The organism is Peptoniphilus indolicus (assembly GCF_900454665.1).
In the GTDB taxonomy this organism is placed as follows: domain Bacteria; phylum Bacillota; class Clostridia; order Tissierellales; family Peptoniphilaceae; genus Peptoniphilus; species Peptoniphilus indolicus.
In genome coordinates this window covers 980,675-995,091 of the sequence record NZ_UGTH01000001.1, presented here as the reverse complement: position 1 = coordinate 995,091, position 14,417 = coordinate 980,675, and the positions used below count along the sequence as shown (strand labels likewise).

Sequence of the window (14,417 nt, the reverse complement as noted above, 5' to 3'; positions counted from 1 at the left end):
GTGAAATTACATGACTTAAGACCTGCAGAAGGCGGCGGAGTTAAAGCCAAAAAAAGACTTGGTAGAGGTATCGGTTCTGGTACAGGAAAGACTGCCGGAAGAGGACACAAAGGGCAAAACGCTAGAAGTGGCGGCGGAGTAAGACCTGGATTTGAAGGAGGTCAAATGCCTTTATTCAGACGTTTACCTAAGAGAGGTTTCACTAACAACTTCGCAAAAGAGTGGGCTGTAATAAATCTTGAAGCTCTAAATGTATTTGAAGAAGGAACAGAAGTTACACCTGAACTTTTAATTGAACAAGGTCTTGTAAAAGCAAGAAAAGCTAAAGACGGAGTTAGGATTCTAGGCAACGGCGACATTAATGTTAAGCTAACTGTAAAAGCTCAACATATCTCAAAGTCTGCGGCGGAAAAAATTGAGGCTGCGGGAGGAAAGGCCGAGGTGATCTAATGATTTCTACTTTTAGAAATGCTTGGAAAATACCAAATTTGCGTAAAAAGATGATATTCACTCTTTTAATGCTTTTGGTGTATAGACTTGGTTCACATATACCGGTTCCATATATGAATGCTCAAGTTGTTCAAAAACTATTTAACGGAGCAAATCAATCAGTATTTGCTCTAATAGATTTAATGAGCGGCGGTAGTTTGAGTAATTATACAATATTTGCAGCAAATATATATCCATATATTACCGCATCGATTGTATTACAACTTTTGACAATAGCAATTCCTTCATTAGAAGCTCTTGCTAAAGAAGGAGAAACTGGAAGAAAGACAATAGCAAAGTACACAAGATATTTAGCTATAGTAATAGCTTTAGTACAAGCTTTGGGATATTCTTTTGGATTCTTTGGAAAGGCTGTTATGGCAACAAACTTTATAGAAAAAGCAGTAGTTGTTTTATCTATAGTAGCCGGTACGGCATTCCTAATTTGGATTGGAGAGCAAATTACAGAACATGGAATTGGAAATGGTATTTCAATAATAATATTCGCGGGTATCGTTACAAGATTCCCTAAAGATATAGCTCAATCAATAGCTTTAGTAAAAGCAGGCAGAGCAAATCCTATATTCCTTGCTTTGTTCTTATTGATTGTAATCGGAATTATCTTCTTTGTAGTAACTCTTAACGAAGGAGAAAGAAGAATTCCAGTACAATATGCAAAAAGAGTTGTAGGTAGAAAGATGTATGGTGGACAATCAACTCATATACCTATTAAGGTACTTATGACTGGTGTTATGCCAATGATATTTGCAAGTTCAATTGTAGCTATACCTGCTACATTTGCAATGTTTACAAGAAATGAGTCAACTAAGAATTTCATATTAAAGTATTTCACAACACAAGGTACAGTTGGAACTATACTTTACATTGTATTGACAGTACTTTTAATAGTTTTTTTCACTTATTTCTATACATCAATTCAATTTAATACTGTAGAATATTCTAAACAAATGCAACAAAATGGTGGTTTTATTCCAGGTATAAGATCTGGAAAACCAACAAGTGAATATTTACAAAGAACTGTTAACAGATTAGTATTTCCAGGAGCTATAGCACTTGCTATACTAGCGATACTTCCTATACTACTCAACAAAATTAGTGGGCTTCCATTTGCTTTTGGTGGTACAAGTATGATAATCGTGGTAGGTGTAATCCTTGAAACTACAAGAACTCTTGAACAACAACTATTAATGAGACACTATAAAGGTTTCTTAAAGAAATAGGAGGAGAATATGAAACTCGTTATACTAGGGCCTCCAGGGGCTGGTAAAGGTACTCAGGCAGAGTCAATTATAGAGAAATATAATATTCCTCATATATCAACTGGAGACATTTTTAGAGAAAATATAAACAATGAAACAGAACTTGGTAAAAAAGCTAAAGGTTATATGGATAAAGGACTTTTAGTACCAGATGAAGTAGTAATTGAAATAGTAGAAGATAGATTACAACGTGATGATTGTAAAGATGGATTCCTATTAGACGGGTTTCCTCGTACAGTGCAACAAGCAGTTAGTTTAGACGCTATGCTTGATAGAATGGGAACAAAACTTGACCGTGTTATAAATATTGAAGTTGACCCTAAAATTCTAGTTGAAAGAGCAGTTGGCAGAAGAATTTGTAAGACTTGTGGCACAACATATCATGTTAAGTTCAATCCTCCAAAAGTTGAAGGAGTTTGTGACAAGGACGGAACACCTCTAATTCAAAGAGCAGATGATACTGAAGAAACAGTGAGCACAAGAATCCAAGTTTACTTGGATCAAACTACACCGCTTATTGATTACTATAAAGCTCAATCATTATTATTAAATGTTGATGGCGAACAAGAAATAAGCGAAGTATTTAATGCAGTAGTAAAAGGGTTAGAAAATGACTAATGGAGTTAACAAATAATATAAATATTGGTCAAGTTGTCAAATCGAAAACCGGGCGTGATGCAGGGGGAATATTTTTAGTCTATAAAGTTTTAGACAGCGAATATGTTGAGATTGTAGATGGCAAGAGAAGAACGCTTGAAAAGCCTAAGAAAAAGAAGATGAAGCATTTAATAGTTTATAAGGCTGTTGAAGAAATTCATCCAAATATCTTAGATGCTCACATACAAAAGTTGCTAAAGCAATATATCTAAGAGAAAGGAGCCTTAGAGTGGCCAAAGAAGATGTAATTGAAGTTGAAGGAATAGTAGTTGATGCTCTTCCAAACACTCATTTTAAAGTTGAGTTGGAAAATGGACACGTTATTTTAGCTCATATTTCAGGTAAACTGAGAATGAACTATATAAGAATACTTCCAGGTGATAAGGTAACTGTTGAACTTTCCCCGTACGATTTGACTAGGGGTAGAATTACCTGGAGAAAGAAATAATCCTATATCCGAAAGGGATACCCCATAGGGGCACATGAACTAGGAGGAATACAGAATGAAAGTTAGACCATCTGTAAAAAAGATGTGCGAAAAATGTAAGATAATAAAGAGAAAAGGCCGTGTAATGGTAATTTGCGAAAATCCTAAGCACAAGCAAAGACAAGGTTAAGGGGGAACTTATGGCAAGAATCGCTGGTATTGACTTACCCAGAGAAAAGCGTGTTGAAATAGGTCTTACCTATATCTATGGAATCGGAAGAAAAAGATCTCAAGAGATTTTAACTAAAGCCGATGTAAATTTTGATACAAGGGTTAAGGACTTATCTGAAGCAGAAGTAGCTCGTATAAGAGAAGAAATAGCTAGTTACCAAGTAGAAGGGGATCTACGTCGTGAAGTTCAAATGAACATTAAAAGACTTAGAGACATTAACTGCTACAGAGGTATGAGACATAAAAAAGGCCTTCCAGTAAGAGGCCAAAAAACTAAAACTAATGCAAGGACAAGAAAAGGCCCTAAGAAATTAGTTTCTAAAAAGAAGTAAAGGAGGGGTATAATGGCTAAAAAACAACAAAAAACGACTCGTGTAAGAAGAAGAGAACGTAAAAATATTGAAAAAGGTCAAGCTCACATAGCTTCAACTTTCAACAATACCATGGTTACCCTAACTGATATGTCAGGAAATGTAATATCTTGGGCAAGTGCTGGTCAACTTGGTTTTAGAGGATCAAGAAAATCGACTCCTTTTGCAGCACAAGAAGCAGCACAAGAAGCTGCAAACAAAGCTAAAGAACATGGACTAAAGCAAGTAGAAGTTTATGTTAAGGGACCGGGTTCAGGAAGAGAAGCTGCAATCAGATCATTACAAGCTTCTGGTTTGGAAGTAACAATGATCAAAGATGTAACACCAATTCCACACAATGGTTGTAGACCACCTAAACGTAGGAGAGTTTAACGAACTCCTGTAGTCGCAAAGAGGAGGACCCATGATAGAAATAGAAAAACCGAGCATTGAAATAGAAGAGATTAGTGATAGCGGTGAATATGGTAAGTTTATAGTAGAACCACTTGAAAGTGGATACGGAATTACCATAGGGAACTCTCTTAGAAGGGTTCTTCTTTCATCACTACCCGGTGCTGCAGTTTCATTTATCAACATCAGAGGTGTTGAGCATGAATTTGATACAATTCCGGGAGTTCTTGAAGATGTACCGCAAATCATATTGAACATTAAGGGAATAGTTCTAAGAATGGATGAAGAGCTACCTGTAAAGCTTATTATAGAAAAGAAGGGCGAAGGGGTAATTACTGCATCTGATATTCAAGTAGGACCAGAAGTGGAGATAGTAAACTCTGATCACCACATTGCTACACTTAATGAAGATGCGGAAGTCTATATGGAATTGACTGTAGAAAAGGGACGTGGCTATGAACCTGCTGAACTTAAGAAGGATGAAATTTCTGAGATAGGCGTTATAGCAATAGATTCAAATTACACTCCAATTAAAAAAGTTAATTGGAAAGTTGAAAACACAAGAGTTGGTCAAAGAACTGACTTTGATAAACTTATACTCGAAGTTACAACTGATGGATCTATGAAAGCTGATGAAGCAACATCTCTTGCTGCAAAAATCCTAACAGAACACTTAGATTTGTTTATTGGTTTAACTGACCATGTGGATCAGGTCAACATCATGGTTGAAAAACCGGAAGATGATAAAGAAAAAGTTCTAGAGATGACAGTTGAAGAAATGGATTTATCCGTTAGAAGTTTTAACTGTTTAAAGAGAGCCAACATCAATACAGTCGAGGAACTTGCTTCTAAAACTGAAGATGAAATGATGAAGGTTAGAAATTTAGGTAGAAAATCTTTAGAAGAAGTTATTAATAAGTTAAATGAACTCGGACTTGGTTTGAGACAAGAAGACGAATAAAGAGGAGGGACACATGGCAAAGTTAAGAAAACTTGGTCGCCCAACTGCACATAGAAAAGCTATGCTTAGAAATCTTGTAACTTCACTATTAAGAGAAGGACAAATAACTACTACAGTTACAAGAGCTAAAGAAACTAAGAGAATGGCTGAAAAAATGATTACTCTTGGAAAAAGAGGAGATCTTCATGCAAGAAGACAAGCTTTAGCTTATATATATGATGAAGATGTAGTTACTAAATTATTTACTGAAATAGCTCCAAACTATTCAGAAAGAAACGGTGGATACACAAGAATATTAAAGCTTGGCAATCGTCTTGGAGATGGCGCAGAAAAGGCTATAATTCAATTAGTATAATTATTGATGAGCTTGAAAAAAGCTATTTCAAATTATATATTCTGAAAAAGGACTTTTAATAGAAGTCCTCAGATTGTAGACAAACCCAGGAATTTTCCCTGGGTTTGTTTGCATTTTAATAGCTTTAATAATTTATTAAGGCTCTATGTCAAACATTGGGGAGGCTCATAAAATCGAGCCTCTCATTTTATGTAAAAATCAACACATAGCAGCTAAAATAAGTCCAAAACTAAAATAAAGCAAAAACCACTAAAAATAAGCATAGCAAACAAAACTCCTAGGAGTTTTCAGAAAATTTAATACTCTTTTGCCAACTACTTACACGAAAACATAATTCGTTTTCTAAATAAATCAAAATTCCTCATACCAAAACAATTTCTCTTTAAAGTCTTTATCTTAGTATGAGTACCCTCAAGAGGACCATTAGCCCAAGGATAATCAAAAGAATTACATATCTCATCAAACCAATTATTAAAAGCAGTAATACAAGAACTAAATTCCTTTAAACCGGACTCCTTAGCCCTTATTATCCACTCACTCAAACATATACTTGCCATCTTTTTATTAGGCTGAGTAAGAACATATTTGTAAACAGTAAAATAAGAATGTATAAAAATGATTAAATAGGAATGTACAATTTGATAAAATAATGAATATAACATTTTGGAGGAAATAATGGAATATTCATTAATAAATAACTTGAAAATTAAAATACAAAAGTTAAAAGATTTATCAAAATTAAAAATAATTATGGATTCAAATGATTTAAAACCAAACTATTCTGCTTTATCTAAAGAACTTGGTGTGGATAGACGTACTATTAAAAAATATTATCATGGTTATGAAAAACCCTTTTCTAGAAACAAATCTTCTAAAATAGACAAGTTTAAGGATGTAATTAAAGAGTTGCTTGATGTTAACTCTGTTCAAAGATTCTACTCTAAAACAATTCTTTGGAGATATCTAATACTATTATCCTATTAAATCTAGATATATAACCAATCCCTATTGGTGATACTTTTAACCATCTCTTTTGTTAATTTATTTATCGTTTCACACAACCTATCCACTACGTCTGATAATGTGTGGAAAAATTCATTTTTAAATCCCATAGTCCTAATTTGTTTCCAAATCTGTTCTATGGGGTTCATTTCTGGTGTATATGGTGGTATATGCATTATTTCTATGTTTTCCGGTATTCTTAATCCTTTGGATTTATGCCATGTTGCTCCATCACATACTAGTAGTATCATATCATTCTTATAGGTTTTGGAGGGTTCTTTTAAAAATATGTTCGTACAGTCTGTATTACAATACGGCAATATTAAAAAGAAGTTTTCTCCTGTTGTTGGTTCTACTGCTCCATAAGTATATCTGTATTCTCTTAAATGATGACAAGGTACTGATGGTCTTATTTTATGGTTACACCAACAGTATTTCGGCTTATTTATGCGACCGAATCCTGCTTCATCTTGGAACATTATTCTTACTTTTTTATCTAGGTTAACGTTTCTAAGTTCTTTTGCTCTGCTGTTAATTTTTTTGAGATCTCTATGACCTCTTTACTTGCTTTCTTAGGATGTTTACTTCTTGGCATTATTTTTCTAAATCCGTGTCTTTTTAGTACTCTATATATTTGACCCGTTCCTATGGAATGTCCTACAAGCTTTACATATGCTTTTTCTATTTCTTTGGCTGTTACTATTTGTCCACTTTCTGCTTTTTCTTCAAATTGCTTTAGGAATTCTTTTTCTTCTTCAAAGCAGAGATTTCTATGATTGCCTTGTCTTTTTTTATTTTTTAATGCGTTTACAGAATCTTCTCTGTATGCTTTTAACCATGCGAATACTGTAGATTTTCCAACATCTAATTTTTCAGATATGGATTTGGCACTGTTGCCTTTAAGTTTTAGTATTATGGCTTTAATCCTTATATATTCTCTTTTGTTATTAGTTTTTTTGAGTTCTACTTCTAATTCTTGAATTTGTTTTTGTATATCTTTCATAATATTATTATACTACATTAAATCACACAATTGTATCTATTGTTTAACGGATATTAGTATTAATATAGAAAGTATAATTGATGTAATAGAAAATAAAACTTTAGATGGGCATTAAAAATGCTGTTATGCTGAACTTATTTTTAATTAATATTAACCACTAATTAAATTTTTATATTCAGCTAATTCCTATGAGTAATATTTTTAACCATTTCTTTAGTTAAATTATCCATGATGTTATTATATCATTTTGTCAATACATAGTCAGTGATTAGTATTAGAAGCTAGTTATCATCTTAAATCTAAAAGAGTAGTGTTAGGGAATGATTTTTAGTCATTACCCTGTTAATATTACTGATTTAATGATAAAATTCAATTAAGTGTTATTTAGTTAAGAGTATTTTTAGGGGAGGCTTATGGAATATAGAAAATTTGGAACAAGATACATTGTTAGAATGGACAAAGGCGAAGAAATAATTTCTAAACTTAAAGAATTTGTAATAAAGGAGCAAATAGATTTAGGATATATAACGGGTCTTGGGGCAGTTACAGATGTTGAAATAGGTCTTTTTAACACGTCTGAAAAGAAATACTATTCTAAAAAATTTAAAGAAGATTACGAAATTACAAGCTTACATGGAAATATCTCTACAATGCATGGAGAAACTTATCTACATCTTCACATGGCAATCTCTGATAAAGACCAAAATACATTTGGTGGTCATTTAAATAGCGCCACAATATGTGTAACGGGAGAACTTATAGTTGAAGTTTTATCTGGCAAGATTGATAGAGAATTCTCTGAAGAGATAGGAATAAATGTTATAAAATTTTAATTAAAGTGTAGCCAGTTAGGATGTCTTGTGAAAATGTGACATCCTATTTTTATATAAAGCTAAATTTTTTAATACAAATAGATATTAGATGATTAATTTAATTAAAGCTGCAAAAATATTGAATCTATCACAATTTAATAGTATGCTTGTATAGATTATTATTTTTATAATTTGAGAGGAGTAGTATGTCTGAAATAAAGAAGGAAAAGAAAAAAAGAAAAAAGAGACAATGGCCTTTCGTAATCTTATTTACAATAGGATTTTTAGTTTTGTTGTATCCACAAGTTTCGAGAATATACTATCGTGTAGACTCAAGTCAGCAAGTGGCAACATTTGATGCTGAAAAGGCGAAGTTGACATCTGATGAAGTAAAGAGAAGAATTGAACTTGCAAAAGCATTTAATTCATCTTTAATAAATAATAATTTAGAAGACCCTTATTCTGAAGACCAAAAAAATCAAGGCAGAGCGGAATATGCTAGAATGCTTGAGATACATGAGCAAATAGGCCATATACAAATACCGAATATTGATGTAGACATTCCAATATATGCAGGAACAGCAGAAGAAGTTTTGCAAAAGGGAGCAGGGCATTTAGAAGGAACATCACTTCCGGTTGGTGGTAATAGTACACATACTGTAATAACTGCACATTCAGGTTTGCCAACTGCAAAGTTGTTTACGGACCTTAGAAAAGTAAAAGAGGGGGACAGATTTTATGTACACAACTTGGGAGAAATTTTAGCTTATCAAGTAGACCAAATAAAAGTTATAGAACCTTCGAATTTTGAAGACTTATTGATAAGTGAAGGACACGATTATGCAACCTTACTAACTTGTACACCTATAATGATTAACACACATAGGTTGATAGTTCGTGGGCATCGAGTGCCTTATGACCCGGCTATTGACAACAAGTTAATTGCTGAAAATCAAACAGGTTTTATGTACAAGTATTTATTCTTTGGACTTGGAGTATATATTCTTATAATGATCTATTTGATACTACATTATAGAAAAAGAGCCAAAAAATATACTCGTGAAATAAATAAAATTCTTGTTTTGAACAATGAAAAGTTAGGAGTTGACTATGAAGAGAAAAAATAAAAAGCGTACTTGGCCTTTTGTAATTATGTTCATAGTTGGATTCTTAGTTTTGATGTATCCATTGGTTTCTCAATATTACTATAGAATAGAAGCAAATGAACAAATAGTAGAATTTGAAACGAAGAGACAAGATTTAGACTCAAATGAAATTTTGAGAAGAATAGAATTGGCAAGAGCGTATAATGATACTCTTGACCCGTCAAGATTAGCCGACCCATATACTGACAGGGAAAAAGAAGGTATATCGGAGTATGCGAGAATGTTGGAGGTTGGAGAAAAGGTAGGTTATGTTGAAATTCCAAGAATAGACACTAATATACCGATATATGCAGGTACAAGTGAATCTATTTTACAAAAGGGTGCAGGGCATTTAGAAGGGACATCACTTCCAATAGGAGGAGAGAGTACACATACTGTAATAACTGCGCATAGGGGTTTGCCAACAGCTGAATTGTTTAGGAACTTAAATAAACTAAAAGAGGGGGATGTATTTTATCTTCACAATATTGAAACGGTTCTTGCCTATGAAGTTGATCAAGTTTTGACAGTTGAACCCTCAGATTTTGAGCCTGTATTGGTACAAGATAAGAAAGATTATGCAACTCTTTTAACTTGTACACCATATATGATAAACAGCCATAGACTTTTGGTGAGAGGACATAGAATTCCTTATGTACCACCATTTGATGATGGAGTGGCAGATTCATTAATTGTTAATATGAGCTATAGAGACTTGTTGATGTTTGAGATACCAGTAGCTATATTGTCTACAGCTTTAGCACTATATTATAGGAATGAATACAGAAAAAAGAGAAAGAAATTAGAAAGCCTTAAACAAGAATGGGGTGACTTAGATGACAAATAAAAAGAAAAATAGAAAAATATTGGGATATATTTTAATTCTATTGGGAATAGCAATACCTCTCTATGGATTCACTGGAATTTCAAAAAATATTTTTGTAAATAAAAGTGAATACAATTCATTTTCTAAAAGGGTGGTGTCTGATGAAGAGAGACAGCTACAAGAAAATAAAATAGAGGTTTATAACCAAAATTTGCAAGGAAAAGAGATTACGATTGTAGACCCTTTTGCAACGGATAAATTTAATACAAAATATGAAATTTCAGAAGACCCGGATGAAATATTTGCCTATTTAAAAATTCCAAAGCTTGATTTAGTTCAACCAATAAGATTAGATGCATCTAATAAACACATGGCAGAAGGTGTGGCTCATGTAGATGGGACTTCTCTACCGGTTGGTGGAGTGAACAACAGAAGTGTCATAGCAGGGCACAGAGGATATTATCAAAGTATAATGTTTTTGAATTTAGATGAGTTAACTGCTGGAGATAAGATATTTATCGAAAGAAATGGAGAGAGCTTAGAATATGAAGTAAAGGATAAAGAAATAATAAATCCTTCTGAATGGGAAAAGCTAATTCCAATTATTGGAAAAGATATGGTCACGTTGCTGACGTGTGATCCATTTTTACCACCAAGGCCACATAGATTACTCGTAAATTGCGAAAGAGTAGTGAGTGTACCTGAAAATACAGAAGAAGTTAAAGTAGAAAAGAATTCTCAAGCTAAGTTTATTAAGTATGGCTCTTTGGGAATCACACTGTTTGGGTGGATATGGCTTATATTTGTAGGTATAAAGTTCTTTAAGTTTTTAAAGAGAGTAAAATAAAAAAGTCCGCTAATGGTAAGCGTCCTTTACACTGTGTTGTACAGTATATAGGATTAAATCATTAGCGGATTTTTTATTATTTATTTTTAGTATAAGATACAGGCAGTAGTTTTTTCTCAACCCAACCAAGTAATACATCTGCAAGAATTGCCATAAGAGCTGTAGGAAGAGCTCCTGCTAAAATTATTGCCTGACCATGTGCAACATTTATGCCTCTTGTAATTATATCTCCAAGGCCACCGGCACCAATGAAAGTACCAACGGCTGTGACACCTATTGCAACTACTAATGCATTTCTGATTCCACCCATTATTACGGAAATTGAAAGAGGAATTTCTACTTTGAATATACTTTGTATTCGAGTCATTCCCATTCCCTTTGCTGCATCCATAATTTCAGGTTTAATGGAATTAATAGCTGTAACAGTATTTTTTAAAATAGGAAGTAGAGAATACAAGAACACAGCAAGTATAACAGTGTTTGAGCCTATACCTAATCCAAGCATTAAAATTGCAAGTAGTGCAAGAGATGGTATAGTTTGTAAAACATTGGCAAACCCTATTATAACATCTGACAAATTATATCTTCTTGATATGAAAAAACCAAGAGGTATCGCAACAATAGCAGCGAATAAAACACCGTAAATGGATATTAAAAAGTGTCTTATGAATTGTTCTACAACATACAACCCATTTATTGAGTAATAGGTGAACATTTCTTTAATCATAATTTCACCTCATCTTTAAAGTAATTATTTTCTTCTAAAAATTCTTTAGCTACAATTTGTGGCTCGATTAAATCTTCATCACTTCTCTTGTTCATATATTGCATTTGCTCACTAGAAATTTTGCCGCTCAAAGTTTTTAATATAACATCTATCTCGGGATGCTTTTTAACTATTTCAGCACTTGCTACAGGGGAGCAATCATATGGAGGGAAGAGTTGCCTATCATCTTCAAGAATTTGTAGACCATAGGAGTTTATTCTACCATCAGTTGAATATCCAAGCACAACATCCATTTCACCATTATTTATTGCCGAGTAGACAAGAGCTATTTCCATTGGATATATGTTTTTAAATCCATAACCATATTTTTCTTGGAAGCCATCGTATCCATCTCCTTGACGTTGTATCCAAGAAGAATCTACACCAACTTTTAAAGTATCTTTAAATTGTTCGAGTTCAGAAACTTTTGTGATGTTGTGTTCGTTGGCAAATTCTTTAGTAACCATAAAAGCATAAGTATTTGAAAATCCATAAGAATCATACCAAATTCTGTTAAATCTCTTTAGATACTCTTCTTGTGAGACTCTCAATGCTTCTGTTGGGTTCATTATAGCATCTAAACCGAGTTCGCCGGTTATAGAAGTACCAGTATACATTCCACCACTTAAGTTTACATCACCTTCATTCATTGCAGTGTGTATTAGAGTGGTCGAACCAAGGTTATTTATTATTGTAACTTTTAAGTCGGTATACTTTTTAATCATCTCTGAAACAATTTGAGAAAGTATTTGTCTTTCGCTTGTATTTCCAGCTGCAATTACTATTTGAGTGTCAGTATTGCCACCTAATCCAGGCATAGAACAAGCTGTTAGCAATAGACATAGCATAGATAATATTAATTTCTTTTTCATTTTGCACCTCCCGATACTTTGTAAGGGGATAGCTTCTTTTCAATTTTTCCAAGAACAAAATCAGCAAAAAGAGCCATTATACTAACAGGTATAGTTCCCCACACGATCATTGGAGGGATATAGTTGTTAAGTCCGTTGAAGATAAAATCTCCAAGGCCACCTGCTCCTATATAAGAAGCTAAGGTTGTCCAAGCTATTACATATACGGCACTAAGTCTTACTCCAGACATTATAACTGAAAGCGCAAGAGGTATTTTTACTTTAAAGAGTACCTGTTTTTCAGTCATTCCCATTCCCCTTGCAGCATCAATTGAATTTTTATCGACTGATACAATCCCAAGATAAGTATTTCTCAAAATTGGGAGAAGAGAGTATATAAACAGTGCTATTATAGCGGGAAGCTTTCCAACTCCAATAATAGTTATAATGGAAAGAAGTGCAAAAGATGGGATGGTTTGTAAAACTGATGCAAAAGCCATCACAATTTTAGCTACAGCTCTATTTTTAGTAATTAAAATTCCGATGGGAATTGCAAATAAGATACCTAGTAAAAGAGCGATACTTGCGATGAATAGATGTTCCAAAGATTTATAAAGAATTTCATTAGCATTGGATACAAAATAATTAATCATTTAAATTCACCTGTGCTTCCTCGGTAAGTTTTTTTAGTTCATCAGATGAAGAAGTATCGATAATATCCTCGACAATATCATCTTCACTCCATAAGTTTTCGTAAATTGTATCTACAATAGAAGCTCTTGTAACTATACCGACTAATCTTCGCTTAGAATCTACAACTGGAAGATTTTTAACTTTTAATTTGTATATTTGGTGAATAGCCTCTATAACTTTTGTGCTATTTAAAATAGGATGAGATTTAGTTAAGATAGTTCTAAGTGGAACATTTCGCTTACCTATTTTAACTAGGTCAAATATTCCGATATGTCCTAATAGTACTCCGTCGTCATCTGTTACAAATAATGTATCTACACGCTTGTTACGCATAAGTCTTATAGCTTCAAGAGTTGTGGTGTGTAAATTAGCATGTACCGGATTTTTGAGCATGATAGTTTCTACTGTATTATAAGAAGTTTTAGCTTCATTTAATTTTTCTTCTCCAAGGAGTTCTTTGACATATTCAGTTGCCGGATTTTTCAGTATGTTTTCTGGAGATCCTATTTGAATTACATGGCCTTTGTCCATAATAACTATCTTGTCTGAAAGTTGAAGGGCTTCGTCCATGTCGTGAGTTACAAAAATTACTGTCTTGCCCATTTCTTTTTGAAGAGATTTTACAAGTTGTTGTAGAGAATTTCTTGTAATAGGGTCAAGTGCTCCAAATGGTTCGTCCATTAAGATTATATCTTGGTCAGCAGCTAGAGCTCTTATTACACCTATTCTCTGTTGTTGCCCTCCAGATAATTCTGAAGGATATCTATCTAAGTATTCTTTAGGCAAGTCGACACGTTCTATAAGATTTTCAGCGATTGCTCTAAGTTTAGTTTCGTCCCATTTGAGTAGTCTTGGGACCATAACAATATTGTCAAAAATGCTCATGTGAGGCATTAATCCAATTTGTTGGATCACATAACCTATTTTTTTTCTTAGTTCAACAGGGTTTTCTTGTTTAATATCCTTGTTGTCAATTAATATTGAGCCGTGAGTTGGTTCTGTCATTCTGTTAATCATACGCATACAAGTCGTTTTCCCTGATCCGGATGTACCTATGAAACACACAAATTCACCGTCTTCAATTTTGATGTTTACATCTTCACAGGCAACCTGATTGCCGGGATAAACCTTTGCTATTTCCTTAAATTCAATCATGTTTTAGCCTTTCTTTTTTAATAAATGATACTACTTATCTAATTAAATGTACTATATAAAATAAATATATACATTTTATATACCCATATATTGTAAAAAGTATACTATATAGAATTGTTGTTAAATTATTGAAAATTTGATTTAACTATATTTAGT

The 14,417-nt window shown here is 33.2% G+C and carries 22 protein-coding genes; 15 read left to right on the top strand and 7 right to left on the bottom strand.

Annotated elements, in window-relative coordinates; all coding sequences use genetic code 11:
• The 10 genes from rplO to rplQ are packed head-to-tail and all read left to right on the top strand — an operon-like array spanning nt 1 to nt 5,161.
• The gene (gene rplO / locus DYE58_RS04800) at nt 1-450 is read left to right on the top strand and encodes a 50S ribosomal protein L15 (protein ID WP_004820362.1); all 450 of its coding nucleotides are present in this window, start codon (nt 1-3) and stop codon (nt 448-450) included.
• Nucleotides 450-1,730, top strand: coding sequence for a preprotein translocase subunit SecY (secY, locus tag DYE58_RS04795; protein WP_004820363.1), 1,281 nt, complete (start codon nt 450-452; stop codon nt 1,728-1,730). Before rplO ends, secY begins: the two co-directional genes overlap by 1 nt.
• A 9-nt stretch (nt 1,731-1,739) precedes the next feature.
• A complete protein-coding gene (locus DYE58_RS04790; protein ID WP_004820365.1) occupies nt 1,740-2,387 on the top strand; it encodes an adenylate kinase in 648 nt (215 codons plus the stop codon).
• Nucleotides 2,387-2,638 (top strand): KOW domain-containing RNA-binding protein, encoded by a 252-nt coding sequence (locus DYE58_RS04785; RefSeq protein WP_004820367.1) that lies wholly within the window; start codon nt 2,387-2,389, stop codon nt 2,636-2,638. The genes DYE58_RS04790 and DYE58_RS04785 overlap by 1 nt, the downstream gene beginning before the upstream one ends.
• A 17-nt stretch (nt 2,639-2,655) precedes the next feature.
• Nucleotides 2,656-2,874 carry a translation initiation factor IF-1 gene (infA, locus tag DYE58_RS04780; RefSeq protein WP_004820369.1) on the top strand — a complete coding sequence of 73 codons (219 nt, stop codon included), beginning with the start codon at nt 2,656-2,658 and terminating at the stop codon, nt 2,872-2,874.
• A 55-nt stretch (nt 2,875-2,929) separates the two neighbouring features.
• Nucleotides 2,930-3,043 carry a 50S ribosomal protein L36 gene (rpmJ, locus tag DYE58_RS04775; RefSeq protein WP_004820371.1) on the top strand — a complete coding sequence of 38 codons (114 nt, stop codon included), beginning with the start codon at nt 2,930-2,932 and terminating at the stop codon, nt 3,041-3,043.
• Nucleotides 3,044-3,053: 10 nt separating this feature from the next.
• On the top strand, nt 3,054-3,416 hold the full coding sequence (gene rpsM / locus DYE58_RS04770) for a 30S ribosomal protein S13 (RefSeq protein WP_004820373.1): 363 nt from the start codon (nt 3,054-3,056) through the stop codon (nt 3,414-3,416).
• A 12-nt stretch (nt 3,417-3,428) separates the two neighbouring features.
• Complete coding sequence (gene rpsK / locus DYE58_RS04765) at nt 3,429-3,827, top strand: 30S ribosomal protein S11 (RefSeq protein ID WP_004820376.1); 399 nt, start codon at nt 3,429-3,431, stop codon at nt 3,825-3,827.
• Between the two features lie 31 nt (nt 3,828-3,858).
• Nucleotides 3,859-4,806 (top strand): DNA-directed RNA polymerase subunit alpha, encoded by a 948-nt coding sequence (locus DYE58_RS04760; RefSeq protein ID WP_004820378.1) that lies wholly within the window; start codon nt 3,859-3,861, stop codon nt 4,804-4,806.
• A 13-nt stretch (nt 4,807-4,819) separates the two neighbouring features.
• Entirely contained in the window at nt 4,820-5,161 is a 342-nt protein-coding gene (gene rplQ / locus DYE58_RS04755) for a 50S ribosomal protein L17 (RefSeq protein WP_004820380.1), read from the top strand.
• 314 nt (nt 5,162-5,475) lie between these two features.
• Here rplQ and DYE58_RS04750 read toward each other — a convergent pair whose 3' ends face one another.
• Nucleotides 5,476-5,823, bottom strand: coding sequence for a transposase (locus DYE58_RS04750; RefSeq protein WP_115312075.1), 348 nt, complete (start codon nt 5,821-5,823; stop codon nt 5,476-5,478).
• A gap of 13 nt (nt 5,824-5,836) precedes the next feature.
• On the opposite strand from DYE58_RS04750, the gene DYE58_RS04745 reads away from it, so the two are divergent.
• Complete coding sequence (locus tag DYE58_RS04745; protein WP_115312074.1) at nt 5,837-6,145, top strand: hypothetical protein; 309 nt, start codon at nt 5,837-5,839, stop codon at nt 6,143-6,145.
• 2 nt (nt 6,146-6,147) lie between these two features.
• On the opposite strand, the gene DYE58_RS04740 is transcribed toward DYE58_RS04745, so the two are convergent.
• Both DYE58_RS04740 and DYE58_RS04735 read right to left on the bottom strand, forming a co-directional pair.
• Nucleotides 6,148-6,642, bottom strand: a complete 495-nt coding sequence (locus DYE58_RS04740) for an IS630 family transposase (protein ID WP_115312073.1) — start codon at nt 6,640-6,642, stop codon at nt 6,148-6,150.
• A gap of 17 nt (nt 6,643-6,659) precedes the next feature.
• Nucleotides 6,660-7,166: a helix-turn-helix domain-containing protein gene (locus DYE58_RS04735; protein ID WP_115312072.1), complete on the bottom strand. Its 507-nt coding sequence runs from the start codon at nt 7,164-7,166 to the stop codon at nt 6,660-6,662.
• A 413-nt stretch (nt 7,167-7,579) separates the two neighbouring features.
• Here DYE58_RS04735 and DYE58_RS04730 point away from each other — a divergent pair, with 413 nt between their 5' ends.
• The 4 genes from DYE58_RS04730 (at nt 7,580) to DYE58_RS04715 (ending at nt 10,796) form a co-directional block, all read left to right on the top strand.
• On the top strand, nt 7,580-7,999 hold the full coding sequence (locus DYE58_RS04730; protein ID WP_004820382.1) for a PPC domain-containing DNA-binding protein: 420 nt from the start codon (nt 7,580-7,582) through the stop codon (nt 7,997-7,999).
• Between the two features lie 185 nt (nt 8,000-8,184).
• Nucleotides 8,185-9,105, top strand: a complete 921-nt coding sequence (locus tag DYE58_RS04725; RefSeq protein WP_115312071.1) for a class C sortase — start codon at nt 8,185-8,187, stop codon at nt 9,103-9,105.
• On the top strand, nt 9,089-9,970 hold the full coding sequence (locus DYE58_RS04720; RefSeq protein WP_004820386.1) for a class C sortase: 882 nt from the start codon (nt 9,089-9,091) through the stop codon (nt 9,968-9,970). The genes DYE58_RS04725 and DYE58_RS04720 overlap by 17 nt, the downstream gene beginning before the upstream one ends.
• Nucleotides 9,960-10,796 (top strand): class C sortase, encoded by an 837-nt coding sequence (locus DYE58_RS04715; protein ID WP_004820387.1) that lies wholly within the window; start codon nt 9,960-9,962, stop codon nt 10,794-10,796. The genes DYE58_RS04720 and DYE58_RS04715 overlap by 11 nt, the downstream gene beginning before the upstream one ends.
• Before the next feature lie 76 nt (nt 10,797-10,872).
• Here the strand turns inward: DYE58_RS04715 and DYE58_RS04710 are convergent, their stop codons facing one another.
• From DYE58_RS04710 to DYE58_RS04695, 4 genes are read right to left on the bottom strand one after another with little or no spacing between them, the layout of a single operon-like run.
• Complete coding sequence (locus DYE58_RS04710; protein WP_004820389.1) at nt 10,873-11,523, bottom strand: ABC transporter permease; 651 nt, start codon at nt 11,521-11,523, stop codon at nt 10,873-10,875.
• Nucleotides 11,520-12,434 (bottom strand): osmoprotectant ABC transporter substrate-binding protein, encoded by a 915-nt coding sequence (locus DYE58_RS04705; protein WP_004820390.1) that lies wholly within the window; start codon nt 12,432-12,434, stop codon nt 11,520-11,522. The genes DYE58_RS04710 and DYE58_RS04705 overlap by 4 nt, the downstream gene beginning before the upstream one ends.
• The gene (locus DYE58_RS04700) at nt 12,431-13,066 is read right to left on the bottom strand and encodes an ABC transporter permease (RefSeq protein ID WP_004820392.1); all 636 of its coding nucleotides are present in this window, start codon (nt 13,064-13,066) and stop codon (nt 12,431-12,433) included. Before DYE58_RS04700 ends, DYE58_RS04705 begins: the two co-directional genes overlap by 4 nt.
• The gene (locus DYE58_RS04695; protein ID WP_115312070.1) at nt 13,059-14,261 is read right to left on the bottom strand and encodes an ABC transporter ATP-binding protein; all 1,203 of its coding nucleotides are present in this window, start codon (nt 14,259-14,261) and stop codon (nt 13,059-13,061) included. The genes DYE58_RS04700 and DYE58_RS04695 overlap by 8 nt, the downstream gene beginning before the upstream one ends.
• Nucleotides 14,262-14,417 lie beyond the last annotated feature (156 nt).